Below are 20,709 nucleotides of genomic sequence, written 5' to 3'. Positions count from 1 at the left end.
GAAGCCGCTCCAGGCGGCCGCCCATCGTGTGGGGGCGCGAAATGTCAAAGCGAATTGTTCTCTTGTCGGATGGCACCGGCAACTCGTCGGCCAAGGTCTGGCGGACCAATGTGTGGCGCACATTCGAGGCGCTCGACCTGCGCGGCAATGACCAGGTGGCCATCTACGATGACGGCGTGGGCACTTCGGCCTTCAAGCCGCTCGCCGTTCTCGGCGGCGCCTTTGGCTATGGCCTCAAACGCAACGTGCTTGACCTCTACAAGTTCGCCTGCCGCAACTATTCCGGGCCTGAGGACGAGATCTTCGCCTTCGGCTTCAGCCGCGGCGCCTTCACGATCCGTATCGTCAACGGCCTGATCCTCAACCAGGGGCTGGTCAAAGCCGACAGCGAGAGCGAACTGGAGCGGCTCGCACGGGCGGCCTATCGGGCGTACAGGGCGGAGAAATTCCACACAGTGACGGGTATCGAGTCCCTTTTTCGAGGGATAAGGGATATCGGGCTGCGGCTTCTGCATCGCTCGAAGCCCACCTATTCCAAGACGCGCAACCGGCAGGTCGAGAATATCCGTTTCCTCGGTCTTTGGGACACGGTCGCCGCCTATGGGTTGCCGATCGACGAGATGACGCAGGGCGTGAGCAAGTGGCTCTGGCCCCTGGCCCTGCCCGATCATGATCTGAGCTCACGCGTTCAGCGCGCCTGTCATGCTCTGTCGCTCGACGACGAACGGACGACCTTTCATCCCGTGCTCTGGAACGAGCGGAACGAGGCGCCTGTTCAGCCGGACGGTGAAGGGCGGTTGCTGACCAAGAACGAACGGATCAGCCAGGTCTGGTTCGCCGGCGTTCATTCCAATGTCGGGGGCGGCTATCCCGAGGATTCGCTGGCCCATCTGCCATTCTACTGGATCCTGAAGGAGGCGGAGGCATGCGGGCTGGTCTTCAAGACCGCCCCAGGTGCGGAACCCGACAGCGTGCTGATGGCCGAGACCGCGCGGGACAAGGATGGCCGGATCTACGATTCACGGTCAGGTCTAGGCGGGTATTACCGCTATGGACCGCGCCGGCTGGAGCACTTGTGCAATGACACACGTCCCGGGACCAAGGGGAGCGACGTCTTCATCCCCCTGCCCAAGGTCCATGAGAGCGTGCTGCGGCGGATCACGAACAAGGCCCAGGCCTATGGCCCGCTGGGCCTGCCTGCCACCTATGCGGTGGTCAACGACAAGGGGGAGATCCTGCCGCCTCAGGCCAACCCTTACGAGAAACCCGTGGAGGCCAGAGTGCGGGTGGCCCGGACCGAGGGGATATGGAATCTCGTCTGGTGGAGGCGTGTGGTCTATTTCGCCACTGTGGCCGCAACGCTGATGCTGCTGATCTATCCGCTTCTGGCTGCACGGCCGCGCTCGGATGAATATTCGAACGTGTTGCGCTGGGTGTCGGACCTGATCCGGATCGTCGGAGCGTTCCTGCCATCCTTCGCCGATACCTGGGTCAATGGCTATGCCCGCAGTCCGGGTCAATTCCTGATCAGCGCCGGCCTAGTCGTCGTGCTGCTGCTGATCGGCTCGGCGCTGGCGTCGGCAATTGCCAGCCGGATGGTGGGCATCTGGACGGATGGGCGGACGACACCGAAGCCTTTGGGCTGGCTCGACCGTCTCGTGATGAACCTGCGCACAGCGCGCCTCTATCAAGCCACGCTGCGCGTCCTGAAGTTCCGGGTTGCGCCGGGCCTGTTCGCGGCGCTGTTCCTGTATCTGGCGATCGCGTTGGTCAATCACGTCGTCTTCATCTGGCAGGACACGGCCGGGCTCACCTGCTCATCGACACCCGCGCCGCCCCAGCGTGTTCTGAACGTCGGCGAGAGCCAGGTCTTTACCTTCGAGACACGCTCGCTTTGTCAGGCCAGCGGTGTGTTCCTGCAACGGGGCCGCCGCTACGTGGTCACCATCAAGGAGAAGGATCTCTGGCTTGATGGCGGCATTCCAACCGGCGTGGACGGGTTGCACACGCTTGATGCGCCAACATGGTGGCAGGGCGCGGCACTGATGCTGGGCACGCCGCTGCGGCGCGTGTGGATCAGGCCGTGGATGCGGCTTGTCGGACGTTATGGGGAAACGGGCGGCGAGGAAGCCTTCTATGACCCGGATCCGGACCTGCCCGCCACGATCAATGAACGGACGCTGGAAGTGCCGATCGTGCCCAAGCTGAACGGCGAGCTGTTCTTCTACGTCAACGACGCCGTGATCGCTATTCCGGGGCTCTATGACCTGTTCTACCGGAACAATTCCGGCACGGCCGAGATCACGATCAAGCGAACGCGATAGCGGTTGCGGGTCAGTGGCGGAGAGGGGCCGAGACGCGGCCCCTCACGGCTCGAACACATAGGTTCCTGGCGCCGCGCCGAGCGGCGGGTGCTTCTTGCTGCCGGCAGCCTTGGGGGCGGCGACCTGCTTGTCGCCGCGCTCCTTGATCCAGGCGGCCCAGTCGGTCCACCACGAGCCCTCATGCTTCTTGCCGGTGGCGGCCCATTGGTCGGCATCGGCGGGCTTGGCCTTGGCGGTGACATACCAGGCCTTGGGGTTGCCGGGCGGGTTCAGGAGGCTCTGCAGGTGGCCGGAATTGGAGAGGACGAAGGTCGTCTCCGGGCCATAGATGCGGGCGGTCTGGTAGACCGCCTTCCAGGGCGTGATGTGGTCGGTGGTGCCGCCGATCACATAGGTGTCGGCCTTGACCTTGCCCATGTCGATCGGCGTGCCATGGATCACCATCTTGCCGGCATTGACGAAGGGATTGGTGAAGATCAGGTCGAGGAAATCGCCGTGCAGGCGGGCCGGCAGGCGCGTCGTGTCGGCATTCCAGTAGAGGATGTCGAAGGCCGGCGGCTGGTTGCCCATCAGGTAATTGTTGACCCAATAGTTCCAGATCAGGTCGTTCGGCCGCATCCACGCGAACATCTTGGCCATGTCCTGCCCGTCGAGCACGCCGCGCATCGCCGACATCTGCTTGGCCGCCAGCACCGATTCCGGAGTCACCAGCGCCGCGAAATCGGTGTCGGTGGAGGCTTCGGTATCGATCACGCAGACGGCGAGGATGATGCCGTTGAGCTTGGTCAGGCCCTGGCCCGCGAGCCAGCCGGCATAGGTGGAGACCGTGATGCCGCCTGAGCAGGAGCCCATGACGTTCAGGCTCTTCGATCCGGTGATCTCGAGCGCCGCATCCACCGCCTCGTCGAGGGCGGCGATATAGGTGTCGAGGCCCCAGTCGCGCTGCTTCTCGGTCGGATTGCGCCAGGAAATGCAGAAGGGCTGGATGCCCTGCGAGAGCAGGAAGCGGATCATGCTCTTCGAGGGCGACATGTCGACCGCATAGTATTTGTTGATCTGCGGCGGCACGATCAGCAGCGGGCGCTTGAACACCTTCTCGGTTGTCGGCGTGTAGAGGATCAGTTCCAGCACGTCGTTGCGGAACACCACCGTACCCGGGGTGTTGGCGAGGTTCTCGCCGACCTTGAATTTTGTCATGTCGACCTGGCTCGGCAGGCCGCCATTCTTGGTCATGTCGCCGATGAAGTTCTTGAAGCCCTCGACGAGGCTCTGTCCCTTGGTGTCGACCGCCTGTTTCAAGGCCAGCGGGTTGGCGATGAGGTTGTTCGACGGTGCCATGGCATCGACGAAGATCGAGGTCACGAGCCGGGCGCGGGCTGAGTCCTTGTCGGACAGTTCGGTCTTGCCGACGGCATCGGTCACGGCCTTCGCCCAGGCCGTGTAGGACTGCATCAGGCCGCGATGCAGAGCGCTCTCGCTCCACGCCGGATGGGCAAAACGCTTGTCCTTGGCATCGGCGCCGATATCGGATTTGCCGGTCAGGATCCGGCCCATTTCCCCCATGAAGCCGACCCAGCTCTGGGCGACCACCTGGGGGTGGGAGGCCAGCGCGCTGATCACGGTGCCCGCCGCCGACAGGAGGTCTTCCGAGCGCATGCCGACCAGCGGATTGAGCGCCAGCGTGTTCTGCGAGGCCTCCTCCGCGATCTGGTCGGTCAGCGATTTCGCGGCAGGTTCAGCGGCGCCGTCGGTGGTGCTGCGGCGGGTGGTTCCGGCCATGGTCCATCTCCCTGTTCGGGTGCGTGATGCGGAAAGGGCGTGAGTGGGCGGCCTCAGGCCGCCTTGCTCATGTCTCTCACGGCCTCGTCACGCAGTTCGCGGCGCAGGATCTTGCCGACATTGGTGCGCGGCAGATCGGTCCGGAACTCGATATATTTGGGCTTCTTGTAACCGGTGAGGTTCTTGGCGCAGAACTCCATCAGCTCGTCCTTGGTGAGGTTCGGGTCCTTGCGGACGACGTACATCATCACGGCCTCGCCGGAATTCTTGTCGGGCACGCCCACCACGGCGCATTCGAGAACGCCCGGATGCTCGACCGCCACCGCCTCGACCTCGTTCGGATAGACGTTGAAGCCGGAGACCAGGATCATGTCCTTCTTCCGGTCGACGATCTTGATATAGCCGCGATCATCCATCACGCCGACATCGCCCGACTTGAAGAAGCCGTCCGGGGTCATGACCTTGGCGGTCTCGTCGGGGCGCTGCCAATAGCCGGCCATCACCTGCGGGCCCTTGATGGCGATCTCGCCCGGTGTGCCGAGCGGCACGTCGCGGCCGTCATCGTCGAGGATGCGCACCTCGACATTGGGCATGGGCAGGCCGATCGTGCCGGTATAGGCGGTCGAGTTGGTCGGGTTGCAGGTGATGCCGGACGAGGTTTCCGACAGGCCATAGCCCTCGACGATCGGGCAATTGGTGATGGCGAGCCATTTGCGGGCCACCGCCTCCTGCACCGCCATGCCACCGCCATTGGCGATCATCAGGTTAGAGAAGTCGAGCTTGGCGAAATCCGGGTTGTTGGTCAGCGCGTTGAACAGTGTGTTGACGCCCGGCATGATGTTGAACTTGTACTTGCCCATCTCCTTGACCAGACCCGGGATGTCGCGCGGGTTGGGGATCAGCACGTTCACGCCGCCCATCCGCATGGCGAGCAGGCCGCAGGAGATGAAGGCGAAGACGTGATAGAGCGGCAGCGCGCAGATGAAGACCGGCTGGCCCTCGATCTCCTTGCGCAGCCCCGGCTTGCACCAGGCTTCGGAGGCCAGGAGATTGGCGATGATCGTCTGGTGCAGCAGCGTCGCGCCCTTGGAGACGCCGGTCGTGCCGCCGGTATATTGGAGCACGGCGACATCCTGAGGGGTGATGTCCGGCCTGGTCAGCGTCAGGCCGCGGCCCTCGGATATGGCCTGGTTGAAACGCACGGCTGATGGCAGCGAGAAGGCGGGGATCGCCTTCTTGACGCTGCGCAGCACGAAATTGACGATCACGCCCTTGGGGAAGCCGAGGAGGTCGCCCACAGAGGCCAGCACGATGTGCTTGATTGGCGTCGCGGGCAGGACCTGCTCAAGGGTGTTGGCGAAATTCTCCAGGATGATGATGGCCTGGGCGCCGGAATCCTTGAGCTGGTGCTCCAGCTCGCGCGGCGTGTAGAGCGGGTTGACGTTGACCACGATGAAGCCCGCCCGCATCACGGCAGCCACCGCCACCGGATATTGCAGGACGTTGGGCATCATGATGGCGACGCGGTCGCCCTTCTTCAGGCCCTTGCCCTGCAGGTAGGCGCCGAGCGCCACCGACATGCGGTCGACCTCGCCAAAGGTCATCGCCTTGTCCATGCAGATATAGGCCTTGTCGTCGCGGTACTTCTGGAAGCTTTCCTCCAAAAGGGCGACGACCGAGGGATATTGCTGGATGTCGACATCCGCGGGCACGCCAGCGGGATAGTTCTTGAGCCAGGACCGCTCCATGTTCATTCCTCCCCATATTTTTATCATTGGGAGGAGCTTAGTGCGGCTTTGGTCCACCGTTCAAGGGCGCATCCTGAGTTGCCGAACGGGTGCGGCCTCCCGGAATGCGCGCTTGGGCCAGTCAGGCCGAGCGCGCTTGACCCCTGACGGCACGCGGCGGCGTTCCGCCAGCCAGATGCCCGGCCGCCGCCAGACGCAATGAGCCTGCGCAATCCTCGGCGAGGTCGTGGATGTGGAAACGCCCCCGGCCCTCCCGCTTCGACCGGTAGAGGGCAAGGTCGGCGGACTTCATCAGAGAGGACAGGTCCCTGCCGTCGACTGGCCAGAGCGCGGCCCCGATGCTGGCACTGACCGGAATCGTCGTTGTCTCGAAGACGACAGGCGCCATGATTGACGCAAGGATCGCCCCGCAGATGCTGCTGAGATCCTCGCCGTCCTGGAGGGCCGATGTCATGACGGCGAATTCGTCGCCGCCCAGCCGCGCGGCGACGAAGGTGGCGGGCAAAGGCAAGGCCTTGAGGCGCTCGGCGACGGCCGCAATGACGGCATCGCCAGCTCCGTGTCCAAGCGTGTCGTTGATCGACTTGAAGAAGTCGAGATCGATCAGGACCAGTCCGAAGTTCTGATCGGCCAGGGCTCGGGTCTGTTCGGCAAAGCAGGCCTCGAACCACACCCGATTGGCAAGACCGGTGGAGGCGTCGCTGCGCGACTGGCGCAGCGCTTCGGCCTCGCTGGCTGCGAGCCTTGCCGCGGAGCGCGACAGCGAGCGGGCGGTGGCCAGCCCCTGCATGCCGACGACCATGGCCGACAGGAGGACGATCGGCAGCAGCGCGCCGAGCACCGTCCAGCCGGGACGGGCGGTGACCCATGTGAGATGGGCGAGCACTCGCCCGTCGGATCCGGCGAGTGCCATCCGCGCGGTTGCGGCGCCGGGACTGGCGGTCTCCGACAGGGCAAGATCGGGCAGACGCGCGATATTGGCGAGCTGGCCGATAACACGGCGGTCCAGTGGCGTCACATGAACGAGAACCGGCGGCTGTTCGTTGCTTCCGGCCGCATGCGACGGGGCGATCGCGATGGCCGATACCAGTGACGGCTTGCCCGCGACCCCCGCGACCTCGTGGACATAGGCGCCCGGAAAGATGGCCCTGCCGGCGGTCTCGTCGCTGGCGGCCCGATGCCGTTCGCGCAACCGGGCGATGACCGGCGCAATGGAGCGAAGGTCTGTCAGGCGGGCAGAGTTCGGGAGGTCGGGCGCGCTGCTTTCGGAGAGGATCGTCTCGCCGCGAGAATCCAGGACATAGGCATGCTCGGCCGGATCGAGGATGACATTGTCCCAGAACCTGTTGCGGGTCGCGGCATTGTCGAAGCCGGAGCGCACCAGCGCGGAGGCTTCCGACGAGCCGGCAAAGACAAGATGTTCGGCAACAGTCGCCTCGGCCAGAACGAACAGCCCGTGCCGGACGTCGCTGGTCTCCCGCTCGCTGGCCCGTACATCGACGGTTTCGGCGAGGCCGCGGACGTCAATCGCCAGTACGGCGAGCGCAGTGAGGACCAGAGCCGAGATGCCAAGCGCGATCCCGCGCGCCAGTGAGGTGGACCGGAACTGCAACATCCGCTTCATCTGTGCCGCAAGGTCGCTGGGGTTCATCGAGGGCCAAGCATTCCATCACAATGCTAAGAAACCCTTGGGAGCCAGCGCGTTGCTTGTCGGCTCGCGGTGAAAGGCCGGTGTTTCCCGGCTTGTCAGCCGCGAGCGGCCATTGCAGAGGTAAGTCTCGATCAAGCGGCGGGGCTGACGCCGCGCGGACCCTTTCCGACATGTGGAGCTCGCCGCCGTGTCCCGACCCAGGATCGCCATTCTCGGGGCATCGGTCGCCTGTTTCGAGCTTGCGGAGCGGCTGTTGTCCGCGGGCGCCGATATCGGCGCGATGGTCCCGCCGCGCGGCCCCATCGGCTCCGGTATTCAGCGCCGTTCCGCGTCGGCCGGCCTGCCCTTGCTGGAAGTCGGTGGTTCGATCAATGACGCTGAGACCATTCGCCGCCTGGCAGCGCTTGGCTGCGATCTCTTCGTCAACTGGGGCCATGGAGAACGCTTCGTCGCAGCGGTGCTGGCTGCGGCGCGCCTCGGCGTTCTCAACCTGCATCCCGGCGCCATTCCCGGCGCCCGCGGGCTCGAACCCGTGTTCGGTGCGATGGTCGAAGGGTGGCCGACGATCACCCAGACGGTCCACCGGATGTCGGTGCGGCTCGATGACGGGCCGATCATCGCGACGCGCGCGGTCCCTATCGACGACGATCCCTATCGCGACGCCGTGGAGGAGCGGCTGCGCGATGGCGCGGCGGCTTTCTATGCATCGGCCATCCTGTCGGTGCTGGCGGGTGAGGCCGGCAAGCCGGGCGACGGTCCTTCGCGCTACTTTCCCGCGCTGACCCCTGCCGATCACGTGCTCGACTGGGCGCTGCCGGCCGAGGCCATCCTGCGCCGCGTGCGGGCGCTCAGCCCGTTCCTGCCGGCACGCAGCTGGATCGATGGTGGGGTCCCCGTGCTGGTCTGGCGAGCGGAAAGGGCCGGGCCTCGGCCATCAGGGCTTCCGCCTGGCCAGGTTGTCGGCCTGTCCGAACGGGGCGCCGACGTGGTGGCCGGCGACGGGCTGGTGCGGCTGACCAAGGTGGAGATCGCGCCGGACGAGGGTGCGCCGAGCCGTGTCCTGCAGGCGGGCTGCGTGCTCGGCAGCAGCCGGGGGCGGTCGTGAGCTCGGCAGGCCAGGTCGACATCGCCGTCGCTGCGGTCGATCGCTTGCCAACAGACTGGCACGACCTCGAACCCTTCGAGTATGAGCGGATCGCCCGGCTGATGCGCGCCGACGACCGCGCAGCCTATGCCATGGCGCATGGCCTGCTGCGGCGCCTGATCTCGGGGGTGACGGGCCTTGCCGCCGCCGATATCCGTCTCGCCTACCGCCCCGGTGGCCAGCCCTTCCTTGCCGGTGCGCCGGAGGGGTTCGGCATCTCGCTCAGCCATTCGCGCGACGTCGTGGCAGTGGCGGTTGGACGGGGCGTGGTGGTGGGCATCGATGTCGAGCGGCCACGCGATCTCGCACAGGATTCAAGCCTGCTTTCGAGCGTTCTCAGCCCGGCCGAGCGCATCACTCTCGACGCTGTCGATCCGACCCGCCGCGAGGCGCTGTTCCTGCGGTACTGGACCCTCAAGGAGGCGATCCTGAAAGCGACAGGCGAAGGCATCACGCGCCGGGCTCTTCAGTCGCTCAGTCTTGCCCATATCGCGCTCGCCGAGGAGAGCCTCCCCAGGGCGGAGATCGGCGGCTTGCCTGGAACGTGGCATCTCGCGGGTGGCGAGATCGACGGCGGCGTCTGGTCGCTCGCCGTCGAGGGCGATGGCGGAGCGATCGCGCTCCACCGCAGAGAGGCCGCCGCGCTGCTTGCCTGACGGCTCGCCTCAGGTCCCGCGCCGTGCCTGGGCGCGCGCGGCGATGCGGCCAAGCCCCGTGGCGCCGGTGGCCATGCGCTTGCGGGCACGCAGGATGCGATAGCTGAGCCGGCCCGCCTGCATGGCGACATGCATCTGGGAGCCTGGCCGGGCGACGACCAGATCGAGCACGCGCTCGTCGGCGTCGTCGGGCGAGCCGGTCCCGGCCGCCTTGTCCATCTCGACCAGTTGCGGATCGCCCTCCGCCTCGCGCGCCATCAGCACATTGGGCGTGATGTCGCGATCGCTTAGGATATCCAGTCCGCAATCGGCGAGATCGATCATCCGCTGGGCCACGTCGGCGGTGTCGAAGACATCGGTGTAGAGGAACAGCCCGCCGGGCTTCAGGACCCGCGCCACCTGCCGGTAGAACCGGCGGATATCGGGATAGCAATGCGAGCTCTCGACATTGGTGACGATATCGAAGCGGGCATCGTCGAACGGCAGGTTCTCGGCGTCACCCTCGAGGAACCGGCATCGCTCCGAGCGCACGGCGCTCTGGCAGAACGCGATGTTTTCCGGTGTCAGGTCTAGGCCAGTGACGTGGCGCGGTTGGTAATAGCCGAGCAGCGTATCGACGGTGCCGCCCCGGCCGCAGCCGACATCGAGAATGTCGGCGCCGGCAATGGCGCTTGGCCCGACAAGTTCGAGGATGAGCCGGACGGAACTCGCATTGATCGCGTCCGGGCGCGGGGCGAGCACGGCTTCGTCCGAGAGACCCGGCAGATAGCCCCAGTTCATGAACAGCGAGAGTTCGGCGAAGTCCGAGCTGCCGATCCGCCGGTTCCAGAAGCCGTAGAAGCGCTGGATGCGGGTCTTGAAGCCGCCGGGATCGGTTGCCTTGTCCGGCAGGTCATAGGCCTGATCGTCGGGGGCGCTCATCGACGTCAAAGCTCGCTGCAGTCGGAGGTCTTGCGGAACCGCAGGATGCGATATTCGAAGCGGCCCTCCTGGACGCTGTCGAAGAAGGCCGAGCCTTCGGGCGCCAGGAAATAGGCCATCAGGGCATCATGGGTTGCGTCTGCCTGCGCGCCGTCCGCCGCATTGAAGGCGCGTAACTGGGTGTCGGCGCTCTGGCGGCGCGCGGCGAGAACGTTGGCGGTGATGTCACGGTCGCTGTCGAGGGCAAACCCGTTCGCTGTGAGGAACCGGCGGGCGTGGTCGAACTGGTCCGGACGCAGGAGGTCGGTATAGGCAAAGGCGCCGCCCACTCGCAGAACCCGGTTCACCTCACGGTAGAACCGGTCGATGGCGGGATAGGCATTCGAGGACTCGATATTGGTGACGATGTCGAATGAGGCATCGCCGAAGGCCAGATCCTCGGCATCGCCCTGGAAGAACTGGACGCGGGGATCGCTCTGGCTTCCGCGGCAATGGGCGATGCTCTGGGGATTGAGATCGACCCCCACCAGCTTGCGCGGGGCGAACCGGCTGGCAAGGGTTGAGAGCGTGCCGCCCCGGCCGCAGCCGACGTCGAGAATGTCCCGTCCGTCGACGGCCAGCGGGCCGATCAGTTCCAGAACCAGCCGCACGGCGTCGCGGTCGATCATCGCGGCGGGAAGGGTGCCAGCCCAGTCATCCGGGCGGCCGGGAAGCGGCTGGTAGCCCCAGTTGAAGAACTGAACGTAATCGTCGAGCGCGGTCTTCGCGAGATAGCTGTTGAGAGCGGAATAGAACTCGCGCACCCGCGCCTTCACCTCGCCCGCGCCAATGTCGAGCCTTGTCAGCAGATCGCTCCGGTCCGGCCCGCCTTCCACAGGCCCCGTCATCGCCGCGCATCCCGTCGTCCGGCGAGCGCGTGGCGGGCGCGATCGGCGCGATCGGCAATATCGGGCGCCGCTGGCGGTGCCTGCCTCGCCGTCGCCATCTCCGCCTGCGCCGCGATGGTCGTAGCCCTGAACATGTCGATAAGGCTCAGCTGGCAGCCGAAGCGGGCATTGATCCTGTGCAGCAACTGCACGAGCAGCAGGGAATGTCCGCCGGCATCGAAGAAATTGGTCGTCCGGCCCATCATGTCTACTTGGAGGAGATCACACCAGATCTGTTGCACCGCCGCCTCCGCCTTGCCCACAGGCAGGGTGTCCGGCGCAACGGTCTCGGCCAGATTGTCGGGGACCAGGGCGCGGCGATCGATCTTGCCGCTGCGGTTCATCGGCAGCCGCTCCAGCACGGAAATGCTCGAGGGCACCATGTAGTCCGGCAGATGGCGGGCGAGGTGGGCCTTGATGTCCGGGATGAGGTTCCGTCCGGCAATGGCCCGCAGCGGATTGTTGGCGAGCGGGCGGGCTGGCGTGGCCGCGAGGACCGACGCCTCCAGGGGGGATGCGGGCCTTGGTGACCCGCGGCGATGGACGAGGAGGTCGAAGCGGCCCTCCTCGGGGCGCTCGGGCACCGCGAATGACACGCAGAAACCGGCGGCTTCGAGCGATGACGCGATCTCCTCGGGATGCGGCGCTGGTGCCACAATGGCCGGACCGTCAGCTGCGTCCAGCTCGGCGAGAATGCGAAGGTCCCGCGCCAATCGCGCGTCCGGCAGACCGACGATGCAGAGCGGCTCGGCGCCTGCATGCGCCATGGCGACGAGAGCCTCCACCGTGGGGCGCTCGTCCGGCCGGTCGGACAACCGGATCATGCGGGTGGCGGGGCGCTCGCCGCCGCCGGTCTCGATCATGACGTCGTAGCGGTATTTGGTCAGTTCGTTGATCGCCCAGCCGCGCTTCATTGCGATCTCGACGCGCGCGTCCGGCGCGTGGTCTCGCGCCACATGCAGGAAGAAGGCGGGGTCGAGCACCAGTTCCTTGTCGAGACGGATCCGGGTCGCCACGGCGCGCTCCAGGACGGCGCGGTCGGCCGTGCCCCTTCGCGCCTCGACCGAGGCGGCGAACATGCGCTGCAGCGGCAGCGACCGGATGTCGCCGATGAACAGCCGCCCGCCGGGCGCCAGGCAGTCGAAGGCGTTGCGGATCACCCGGCGGAGATAGTCCTCGCCCGGGAAATACTGGATGACGGAATTGAGGACGATGAGGTCGAAGGCATGCCGGGGCAGGCCCTCGGCGTCGTCGCCCTGGCGGTGCTCGATGGACACGTGGGACCAGCCGGCCCGCCGCGCGAGGGCGCCCGTGCGGGCGACAGCCGAGGGCGAGAAGTCAGTGCCGCGATAGCTTTCGACGGCATCGGCCAGCCGCTTCAGCAGGAGCCCGGTGCCGCAGCCGATCTCCAGCACGTGGCGGGGCTTTCCGGCCAGCAGCGCCGCAACCGTCGCCTCCTGCCACTCGCGCATTTCGGCCACCGGCAGAGGCTGGCCGGTATAGCTGTCGTTCCAGCCGGCGAGATCGGCATCCGTCCCGGCGCCATCGCCCTTGTAGGTGTCCTCGTAGAGCTCAAGCCAGTCCGCGACGAAGGCCTGGCTGTCACGGCCCGACAGCGCGGCGTTGCTGTCGCCCACCGCGACGAAGGCATGGAGGCGGCGGTCCTGGTCGGTGCCACGGACGATGACGGCGGCTTCGGTCACCGCCGGGTGGGCGGCGAGCGCGATCTCGATCTCCTCGGGTTCGATGCGATGGCCGCGGATCTTCACCTGGTTGTCGGCGCGGCCGACGAACTCGATGGCATTGCCGGGGCCGAGGCGGACGAGATCGCCGGTGCGGTAGAGCCGTTCACCTGCACGGGCGATGAAGCGCGCGGCCGTCGCCTCCGGCTGGCCGAGATAGCCGAGCGCGAGGCCGCGCCCGCCAAGATACAATTCGCCGGTGGCGCCGGGCGGCACGGGCCGAAGTCCCACATCGAGGATGCGGCAGATGACGCCGGCCAAGGGGCGGCCGATGGGCACGGTGGCGGCGGCCTCAGGGACGGTCTCGACCGGGTGAAAGGTCGCAAACGTGGTCGTCTCGGTCGGGCCATAGACATGGGTCAGTTGCAGGCCGGGGCAGGCGGCCCTGACCTGGCGGACACGGTCAGGGTTGACCGCCTCGCCGCCGAACAGGACGAGCCTGAGGGGTGCGAAGCCTGCTGGTTGTGCCTGGGCGACCTGGTTGAACAGCGCGGTGGTCAGGAACATCGTAGAGATGCGGCGGGTTGCCAGCGCATCGGTCAGCGCGGCGGTATCGAGCAGGGTCTCGCGGGCGAGCGGCACCAGGCAGGCGCCGTTGAGCAGGGCGCCCCAGATCTCGAAGGTCGCGGCATCGAAGGAGAGGGTGGCGGCCTGGGCGATCCGGTCGGCGGGGCCAAGTGCCGCGTAGTCAGTGTCGAGCACCAGATTGGCGATGGCGCCATGGGGCACCAGAATGCCCTTGGGCCTGCCGGTGGAGCCGGAGGTGAAGTTGACATAGGCCGGGCTGTCGGGGCCGAGCGTGTCGGGTGCAGGCAGGGGGGCCGCGGGGCCATCGCCCAGAGGCGCGCCGGTCAGGCCGTCGACGAGCAGCACGGCCGGACCGGCGGCGATCCGATGGCCGAGCGCCGGTGTCGTCACCAGATGGGCCACGCCGGCATCGGCGATCATCAGGGCCAGGCGCTCGTCCGGCAAAGCGGGGTCGAGCGGCAGATAGGCGCCGCCGGCCCGGATGACGGCCAGAAGCGCGATGATCGCGGCTTCGGAGCGCTCCATCAGCACACCAACAATGGCGCCCGGACGCAGGCCAAGGCCGGTCAGACGGGCGGTCAGCGCGGCGCTCGCGCGGTCGAGGTCGGCATAGGTCAGGCTGGAGCCGTCGGCCGCCTCCAGCGCCGGTCGGTCGGCGAAACGGCGGGCTGTCTCCTCGAACAGGTCCGCGACCGAGCGTCCCCCGGCAGGGCAGGGGCGCGGGCGTTCCAGCAGGCGCGCGAGATCCGCCGACTCGGCTTCAGGGATCAGGGCCAGATCGTCCACCGCGACATCCGGCGAGGTGAGGCAGGCGGAGAGCAGTGTGGAGAACTGGCCCGCCAGCCTCTCGGCGGTCGCCGGCTCGAACAGGTCGGTTGCGAAGACCAGAATGCCCTCGATGCCGGTACCACGCTCGAACAGGTGCATTTCGAGATCGAAGCGGGTCGTGCGGATGTCGGGGGCGTAGAGGCGCGTGACGATGCCTGGGATGTCAAGGCGTTCGTCCGTCGCGTTCTGCAGGGCGAATGCCACCTGCACCAGTGGGTTGCGGGCGGGATCGCGGTCGGGATGCAGCGTCTCCACCACCTGCTCGAATGGCAGGTCCTGGTTCTGGAACGCATCGAGCGCGACGGCACGGATGCGGCCGATGAGTTGGCGCAGCGACGGTCCCCCACTCCGATCGAGGCGCATGGCCAGCGTGTTGACGAAGAAGCCGATGAGCCCCTCGGTCTCCGGCCGATGACGGTTGGCGACCGGGCAGGCAATGGCGAAATCCATCTGCGCCGCAGCGCGGCCGATCGTGGCGCCGAAGATCGCCAGGAGCACCATGAAGGGGGTGGCATTGCAGGCGGCCGCTAGCGCACGCAGCGCTTCGGTCTCGGCGCCGCTGATGGCGATCGGCACGGTGCCGCCGCGATAGGACTGGCGTTGCGGCCTGCGCCTGTCGGTGGGCAGGCGCAGGTCGGGCAGGTCGGTGAGCCGTTCGGTCCAGGCCGCCAGCTGTTGCTGTGCCCGTTCGCCCTGGAACCAGTCGCGCTGCCACAGGGCGAAATCGGCATATCGGATGGGCAGCGGCTTTGCCGTCCGATTGGCAACAAGCAGCGAGAGGTCACGCGCCAGAACGGTCAGCGACCAGCCGTCGCTGGCAATGTGGTGCAGGACCAGCAGCAGGATCGAGCGATCTTCTGACAGGCGGAACAGATGTGCGCGGATCAGCGGCGGCCGCGCCAGATCGAACGGCGCCAGGGCTGCTGCGCGGATCAGGTCGCGGGCGCGCTCCGTGCCGATGCCGATCGGCAGATGGCCGAGATCGACAAGCGCGAGCGGGCAGGCCATCGGCGCCAGGGGCTCCTGCCAGGACTGCCCATCCCGGTCGAAGATGCGGCTGCGCAGGGTGTCATGACGCTCGATCAGCCGGTCGAGCGCCTTCTGCAGCGCGGCCATGTCGATCCGGCCGTCGAGCTCATAGGCCAGCGGGACATTGTACCCGGCGGTTCCCGGGTCGAGCCGTTCGAGGAACCAGAGCCGCTGCTGGGCGAAGGAGAGCGCGGTCGGCCCGCCGGGCGCGCGCACCACCAGAGGCGGCTCGGCCTCGTCGGCCGCCGGCCGCTCAAGAGCCGACAGCGCCAGGGCGAGGTCGCGCGGCGTGCGCTGCTCGAACAGCAGGCGGAGCGGCACGGCAAGGCCGGTTGCCTGGAGGAGACGTGCCGCCACGCGGGTTGCCAGCAGGGAATGTCCGCCAATGTCGAAAAAGTCGCTGTCCGGCCCAACTGCCGTCTGAAGCAGGTCGGACCAGATGGCCATGACCTGCCGCTCCAGATCGCTCGCCGCAGGCTCCGTCACGACGGGCTCCGGCGCGGCCTTCTCGGCCAGCGCGCGGAGCGCTGCGCGGTCGACCTTGCCATGGCTGGTCATCGGCAGGTGCGGCAGGGCCTCGATCCGCGCCGGGACCATGTAATCGGGCAGGCGCTGGCGCAGCCACGGGGCGATGTCCGCCGCCGCGCCGGCTTCGCCCACCGCGACGAAGGCATGGAGGCGGCGGTCCTGGTCGGTGCCACGGACGATGACGGCGGCTTCGGTCACCGCCGGGTGGGCGGCGAGCGCGATCTCGATCTCCTCGGGTTCGATGCGATGGCCGCGGATCTTCACCTGGTTGTCGGCGCGGCCGACGAACTCGATGGCATTGCCGGGGCCGAGGCGGACGAGATCGCCGGTGCGGTAGAGCCGTTCACCGGCCCGCGTGATGAAGCGCGCGGCCGTTGCCTCCGGCTGGCCGAGATAGCCGAGCGCGAGGCCGCGCCCGCCAAGATACAATTCGCCGGTGGCGCCGGGCGGCACGGGCCGAAGTCCCACATCGAGGATGCGGCAGATGACGCCGGCCAAGGGGCGGCCGATGGGCACGGTGGCGGCGGCCTCAGGGACGGTCTCGACCGGGTGAAAGGTCGCAAACGTGGTCGTCTCGGTCGGGCCATAGACATGGGTCAGTTGCAGGCCGGGGCAGGCGGCCCTGACCTGGCGGACACGGTCAGGGTTGACCGCCTCGCCGCCGAACAGGACGAGCCTGAGGGATGAGAACCCCGCCGGTTGCGCCTGCGCCATCTGGTTGAACAGCGCGGTAGTCAGGAACATCGTGGAGATGCGGCGGGTTGCCAGCGCATCGGTCAGCGCGGCGGTATCGAGCAGGGTCTCGCGGGCGAGCGGCACGAGGCAGGCGCCGTTGAGCAGGGCGCCCCAGATCTCGAAGGTCGCGGCATCGAAGGAGAGGGTGGCGGCCTGGGCGATCCGGTCGGCGGGGCCAAGTGCCGCGTAGTCAGTGTCGAGCACCAGATTGGCGATGGCGCCATGGGGCACCAGAATGCCCTTGGGCCTGCCGGTGGAGCCGGAGGTGAAGTTGACATAGGCCGGGCTGTCGGGGCCGAGCGTGTCGGGTGCAGGCAGGGGGGCCGAGGGGCCATCGCCCAGAGGCGCGCCGGTCAGGCCGTCGACGAGCAGCACGGCCGGACCGGCGGCGATCCGATGGCCGAGCGCCGGTGTCGTCACCAGATGGGCCACGCCGGCATCGGCGATCATCAGGGCCAGGCGCTCGTCCGGCAAAGCGGGGTCGAGCGGCAGATAGGCGCCGCCGGCCCGGATGACGGCCAGAAGCGCGATGATCGCGGCTTCGGAGCGCTCCATCAGCACACCAACAATGGCGCCCGGACGCAGGCCAAGGCCGGTCAGACGGGCGGCCAGCGCGGCGCTCGCGCGGTCGAGGTCGGCATAGGTCAAGCTGGAGCCGTCGCTCGTCTCCAGCGCCGGCCGGCCGGCGAAACGGCGGGCTGTCTCCTCGAACAGGTCCGCGACCGAGCGTCCCCCGGCAGGGCAGGGGCGCGGGCGTTCCAGCAGGCGCGCGAGATCCGCCGACTCGGCTTCAGGGATCAGGGCCAGATCGTCCACCGCGACATCCGGCGAGGCGAGACAGGCGGAGAGCAGTGTGGAGAATTGGCGCAGGAAGCGCGCGGCGGTCGCCGGCTCGAAGCTGGTACGCCGATAGGCGAGCATCAGCCGGAAGCCTGCGGCCGGGCCCGTCGCAAGATCCGGAGCGCCGGGATAGGGAACTTCGCTCTCGGGCGGCGGTTCGAGCAGCGCCGATGTCGCGTGCCCGGACTGCGGCCAGACGTGCAGTTCCAGATCGAACCGCGTCGTGCCGCGCTCGAAGCCGAGGGCTGTCGCGGCGACCCCGTCGAGGTCGAGGGCCGCATCCGGCGTCGCCTGATAGGCGAAGCTTGTCAGCGCTGGATCGTTCAAGCCCGGGTCTTGCAAGGCCGGGTCTTGCAAGGCCGCCGGGCCGACCTCATCGGAGCTGCCGCGCGATGCCGCGTCCAGCGTGCCGGTGAAGGTGAGATGGACCCGCGCCAGGAAGGACTGGAACGTATCGCTGTCCACCCGATCCACCGGCACCGTCACGGTATCGACGAAATAGCCGATCTCATCGGCATTGGCAGAGGTGCGGCCCGCCGCCGCCGGGACTGCCACGACCGGGCTGGCGGTCCCGGCGAGACGGGCGACGAACAGCAATTGCACGGCCAGCAGCACCGCCGCCGGACTGGTGCGCTCGCGCCGTGCCATGGCCGCGACCTGATCGCGAATGGCGGGTGGCAGGCGCATCGAGAGGGTCGCCCCATCATAGCGGCGGCCACCGGTGATCGCGACATCATGTGGCAGGGGCGCTGGCTTCACCGGCGCGCGCGCGCCGCCCGATGGCTGGCTCCCGATGGTTCGCGCGGGCGACGTCGATCGCGCATGGTTCCGCCAGGCCTTGCCAGACAGCCGCTGCCGATAGGCATCGGAGAGGTCACGGCAGAACAGGCCGTGCGACCAGCCATCGGTGACGATGTGGTGGATCACATGGATCAGCAGATGATCGTCGGGGGCGAAGCGGACCAGCGTCTCGCGCAGAAGGGGCGGGGCGTCCAGCGCGATCGGCTCGCGCGACAAACGCTCGGCCAGAGCCCTGCCAAAGGCATCCCGCTCTCCCGGCTCGACATGACCGGCATCGATCCTCTCGAGGCGGAAGGGCGCCTCTGGCCGGAGGAAGGCCTGGGGCTCGCCGTCCTGCTCGCGAAAGCCGGTGCGCAAGGCGGGATGGCCGGCGATCACGTCGCCAAGTGCCGCCTCAAGCGCGGCGATGTCGAGCGGCCCCGAAAGGCGGAAGGCCGCCGCGACATTGTAGGGCGCTTCCTCCGGTGCCAGCCGGCAGGCGAACCAGAGACGGGACTGGCGCGGCGACACGGCCGGTGCCGCCGCCAAAGAACCGAGGTGCTCGATCAGGACTGGCCGCGCCAAGGCGATCCGGCTGCGCAGATCCGGCGTGAGTGCACCGGGCGGGGCCTCGAAGCGCAAGATCTGGCCATCCAGAAACAGCCGGATGCCGGCGGCGCGCAGATCCTGCAGCAGAAAGTCGACGGGATCTGCCGGGGTCACAATGTCCCAGCCTCGAACTCCGGCAGGACATCGACGCTGCGGGCTGCCAGGCCGGCAATGGTTGCGTCCTGGTAGAGGTCGCGCAGGGCGACACTGATGCCGAGCTCGGAGCGCAGGTCCCTGACGAGGCGCATGGCGAGCAGCGAGTCGCCGCCGAGGTCGAAGAAGTCCTCATCCGGCCCCTGCGGGACAAGGCCGAGGATCGCGTGAAAGAGCGTGGCGATCCGCTTCTGGCCTTCATCCGCCCAGTGACTGGCCTCCGTCTTCTGCTCGACCAGCAGGGCCTCGAGCGCCTTGCGGTCGGTCTTGCCATTGGGGGCCAGCGGAAAGGCCGGAACGACCACGATGCGGGCTGGAACGAGGGCTGGCGGAAAGGCGTCCTGAAGGCGCCGGCGCAAGGTCTCGCCGAAACCGGGCGGTGCGGCGGGCGCCTCGACGACGGCGTGAAGCCGACGCTCGCCCGGCGCCGGCTCGCTCGCCAGCACGATGGCCTGGCGCACCGGGGCGATGGATTCCAGCGCCCGCGCGATGGCGCCGGGCTCGACGCGATGGCCCCGGATCTTGATCTGGTCGTCCAGCCGGTCAAGGAAGGTCAGGGCGCCATGCTCGTCCATCACGACGAGATCGCCGCTGCGATAGAAGCGCCCTTCGGGCCTGAACGGATCGGGCAGGAACCGCTCCGCCGTCAGCGCGTCATCGTTGGCGTAGCCTTGGGCCACGGCTTCGCCGCCGATCCAGAGCTCGCCATGCCCGCCGATGGGTACGGGGCGGCGCTCGGCATCGAGGACATAGCAGGCGGTGCCGGCAATCGGCCCGCCGACCGGGAAAGTGTCGTCGATGGCGTCCCGTGCGGTGAAGCGCGCGGCGGTGGCGAAGACCGCGGTCTCGGTCGGGCCGTAGCAATGGACGATCGCCCGGGCGCCGGCCTCCAGCATGCGGCGGGCATTGGCCGCCAGCCCCCGCTCGCCGCCGGTCAACACCTCGACGCCCCGAAGGGCGTCCGGGCGATCCTCGGCAATGCGGTTGAACAGGCCGGTGGTGACAAAGGCGGTGGTGACCCCGTGGCGTGTCACCGCGCCGGCAATGCTATCGGGCGTCGGCGTCTCGCCCGGATGGATGGCGACCGTCGCGCCATTGGCCAGGAAGGGCCAGAGATCGAAGACCGAAGCATCAAAGGTCGGTGTCGAGAGCGCCAGCGCGACGCTGCCTGCGGTGATGGTGGCGTATCCGGGCGCGACCATCAGGCGGGTTACGTTGCCGTGGCGGACCGCGACACCCTTCGGCGCACCGGTCGAGCCGGAGGTGAAGATGATGTAGGCGAGATCGACCGGACCTGTCGGCACAGGCGGCAGGTGCGGCGCCTCCTCATCAAGGGCGATGACGCGGTCCTGCCAGCCGTGCGGCACGCGGGCAGCATCGCCCGGCGCGACAAGAATGAAGCGCGGCCGCGCGGCCGAGATGACGCTGTCGATGAAGCGCGCGGGCAGGTCCGGCGCAATCGGTACATAGGCGCAGCCCGCATCGAGCGTGCCGAGCAGCAGGGCTGGAAGATGAAGGCTCCGACCGCCGAGGACGACGACCGTGTCGCCGCGCCGCGCGCCCCTGCGTTGAAGCGCGCTGTGAACGGCGCTGGCGGCGAGGACCAGTTCGCCATAGGTGAGCCTGCCGGTGTCGGACAGAAGCGCGATCTTGCCGGGCGTCACAGCCGCAGCCTGGCGCACGAGATCGCCAATGCTGCCGCGCTCGCGAACCGGGTGATCGCGCCACGCGAGAGAAAGCCCTGAACTGTCCAGAACCGTCAGGTCATTGATTCCGGACATTCCAGCG

General features: G+C 67.8%; 10 protein-coding genes. 3 read left to right on the top strand and 7 right to left on the bottom strand.

Translation table 11 applies throughout. The annotated features are described in order from the left end of the window. Positions 1-41: 41 nt before the first annotated feature. Positions 42-2,324, top strand: a complete 2,283-nt coding sequence (locus E8L99_RS00525; protein WP_137097722.1) for a DUF2235 domain-containing protein — start codon at positions 42-44, stop codon at positions 2,322-2,324. Between the two features lie 42 nt (positions 2,325-2,366). Here the strand turns inward: E8L99_RS00525 and E8L99_RS00520 are convergent, their stop codons facing one another. From E8L99_RS00520 to E8L99_RS00510, 3 genes are all read right to left on the bottom strand, one after another. Continuing rightward, entirely contained in the window at positions 2,367-4,103 is a 1,737-nt protein-coding gene (locus E8L99_RS00520; RefSeq protein WP_137097721.1) for an alpha/beta fold hydrolase, read from the bottom strand. A gap of 53 nt (positions 4,104-4,156) precedes the next feature. Beyond that, the gene (locus E8L99_RS00515) at positions 4,157-5,851 is read right to left on the bottom strand and encodes a long-chain-fatty-acid--CoA ligase (RefSeq protein WP_137097720.1); all 1,695 of its coding nucleotides are present in this window, start codon (positions 5,849-5,851) and stop codon (positions 4,157-4,159) included. A 121-nt stretch (positions 5,852-5,972) separates the two neighbouring features. After that, the gene (locus E8L99_RS00510) at positions 5,973-7,502 is read right to left on the bottom strand and encodes a GGDEF domain-containing protein (protein ID WP_137097719.1); all 1,530 of its coding nucleotides are present in this window, start codon (positions 7,500-7,502) and stop codon (positions 5,973-5,975) included. Positions 7,503-7,689: 187 nt separating this feature from the next. Between E8L99_RS00510 and E8L99_RS00505 the strand changes: the two genes are divergently transcribed. Both E8L99_RS00505 and E8L99_RS00500 read left to right on the top strand, forming a co-directional pair. Then, the gene (locus tag E8L99_RS00505) at positions 7,690-8,607 is read left to right on the top strand and encodes a formyltransferase family protein (protein ID WP_137097718.1); all 918 of its coding nucleotides are present in this window, start codon (positions 7,690-7,692) and stop codon (positions 8,605-8,607) included. Then, positions 8,604-9,302: a 4'-phosphopantetheinyl transferase family protein gene (locus tag E8L99_RS00500; protein ID WP_137097717.1), complete on the top strand. Its 699-nt coding sequence runs from the start codon at positions 8,604-8,606 to the stop codon at positions 9,300-9,302. Before E8L99_RS00505 ends, E8L99_RS00500 begins: the two co-directional genes overlap by 4 nt. A gap of 9 nt (positions 9,303-9,311) precedes the next feature. Here the strand turns inward: E8L99_RS00500 and E8L99_RS00495 are convergent, their stop codons facing one another. The 4 genes from E8L99_RS00495 to E8L99_RS00480 are packed head-to-tail and all read right to left on the bottom strand — an operon-like array spanning position 9,312 to position 20,702. Then, entirely contained in the window at positions 9,312-10,223 is a 912-nt protein-coding gene (locus tag E8L99_RS00495) for a class I SAM-dependent methyltransferase (protein ID WP_137097716.1), read from the bottom strand. A gap of 5 nt (positions 10,224-10,228) precedes the next feature. Further along, positions 10,229-11,110 (bottom strand): class I SAM-dependent methyltransferase, encoded by an 882-nt coding sequence (locus tag E8L99_RS00490; RefSeq protein WP_137097715.1) that lies wholly within the window; start codon positions 11,108-11,110, stop codon positions 10,229-10,231. After that, positions 11,107-18,882 carry a non-ribosomal peptide synthetase gene (locus E8L99_RS00485; protein ID WP_252511212.1) on the bottom strand — a complete coding sequence of 2,592 codons (7,776 nt, stop codon included), beginning with the start codon at positions 18,880-18,882 and terminating at the stop codon, positions 11,107-11,109. The genes E8L99_RS00490 and E8L99_RS00485 overlap by 4 nt, the downstream gene beginning before the upstream one ends. Continuing rightward, positions 18,879-20,702, bottom strand: coding sequence for a non-ribosomal peptide synthetase (locus E8L99_RS00480; RefSeq protein ID WP_137097714.1), 1,824 nt, complete (start codon positions 20,700-20,702; stop codon positions 18,879-18,881). Before E8L99_RS00480 ends, E8L99_RS00485 begins: the two co-directional genes overlap by 4 nt. Positions 20,703-20,709: the final 7 nt, after the last annotated feature.

This window comes from Phreatobacter aquaticus, from assembly GCF_005160265.1.
In the GTDB taxonomy this organism is placed as follows: Bacteria; Pseudomonadota; Alphaproteobacteria; order Rhizobiales; family Phreatobacteraceae; genus Phreatobacter; species Phreatobacter aquaticus.
This window is presented reverse-complemented; position numbering and strand designations above follow the sequence as displayed.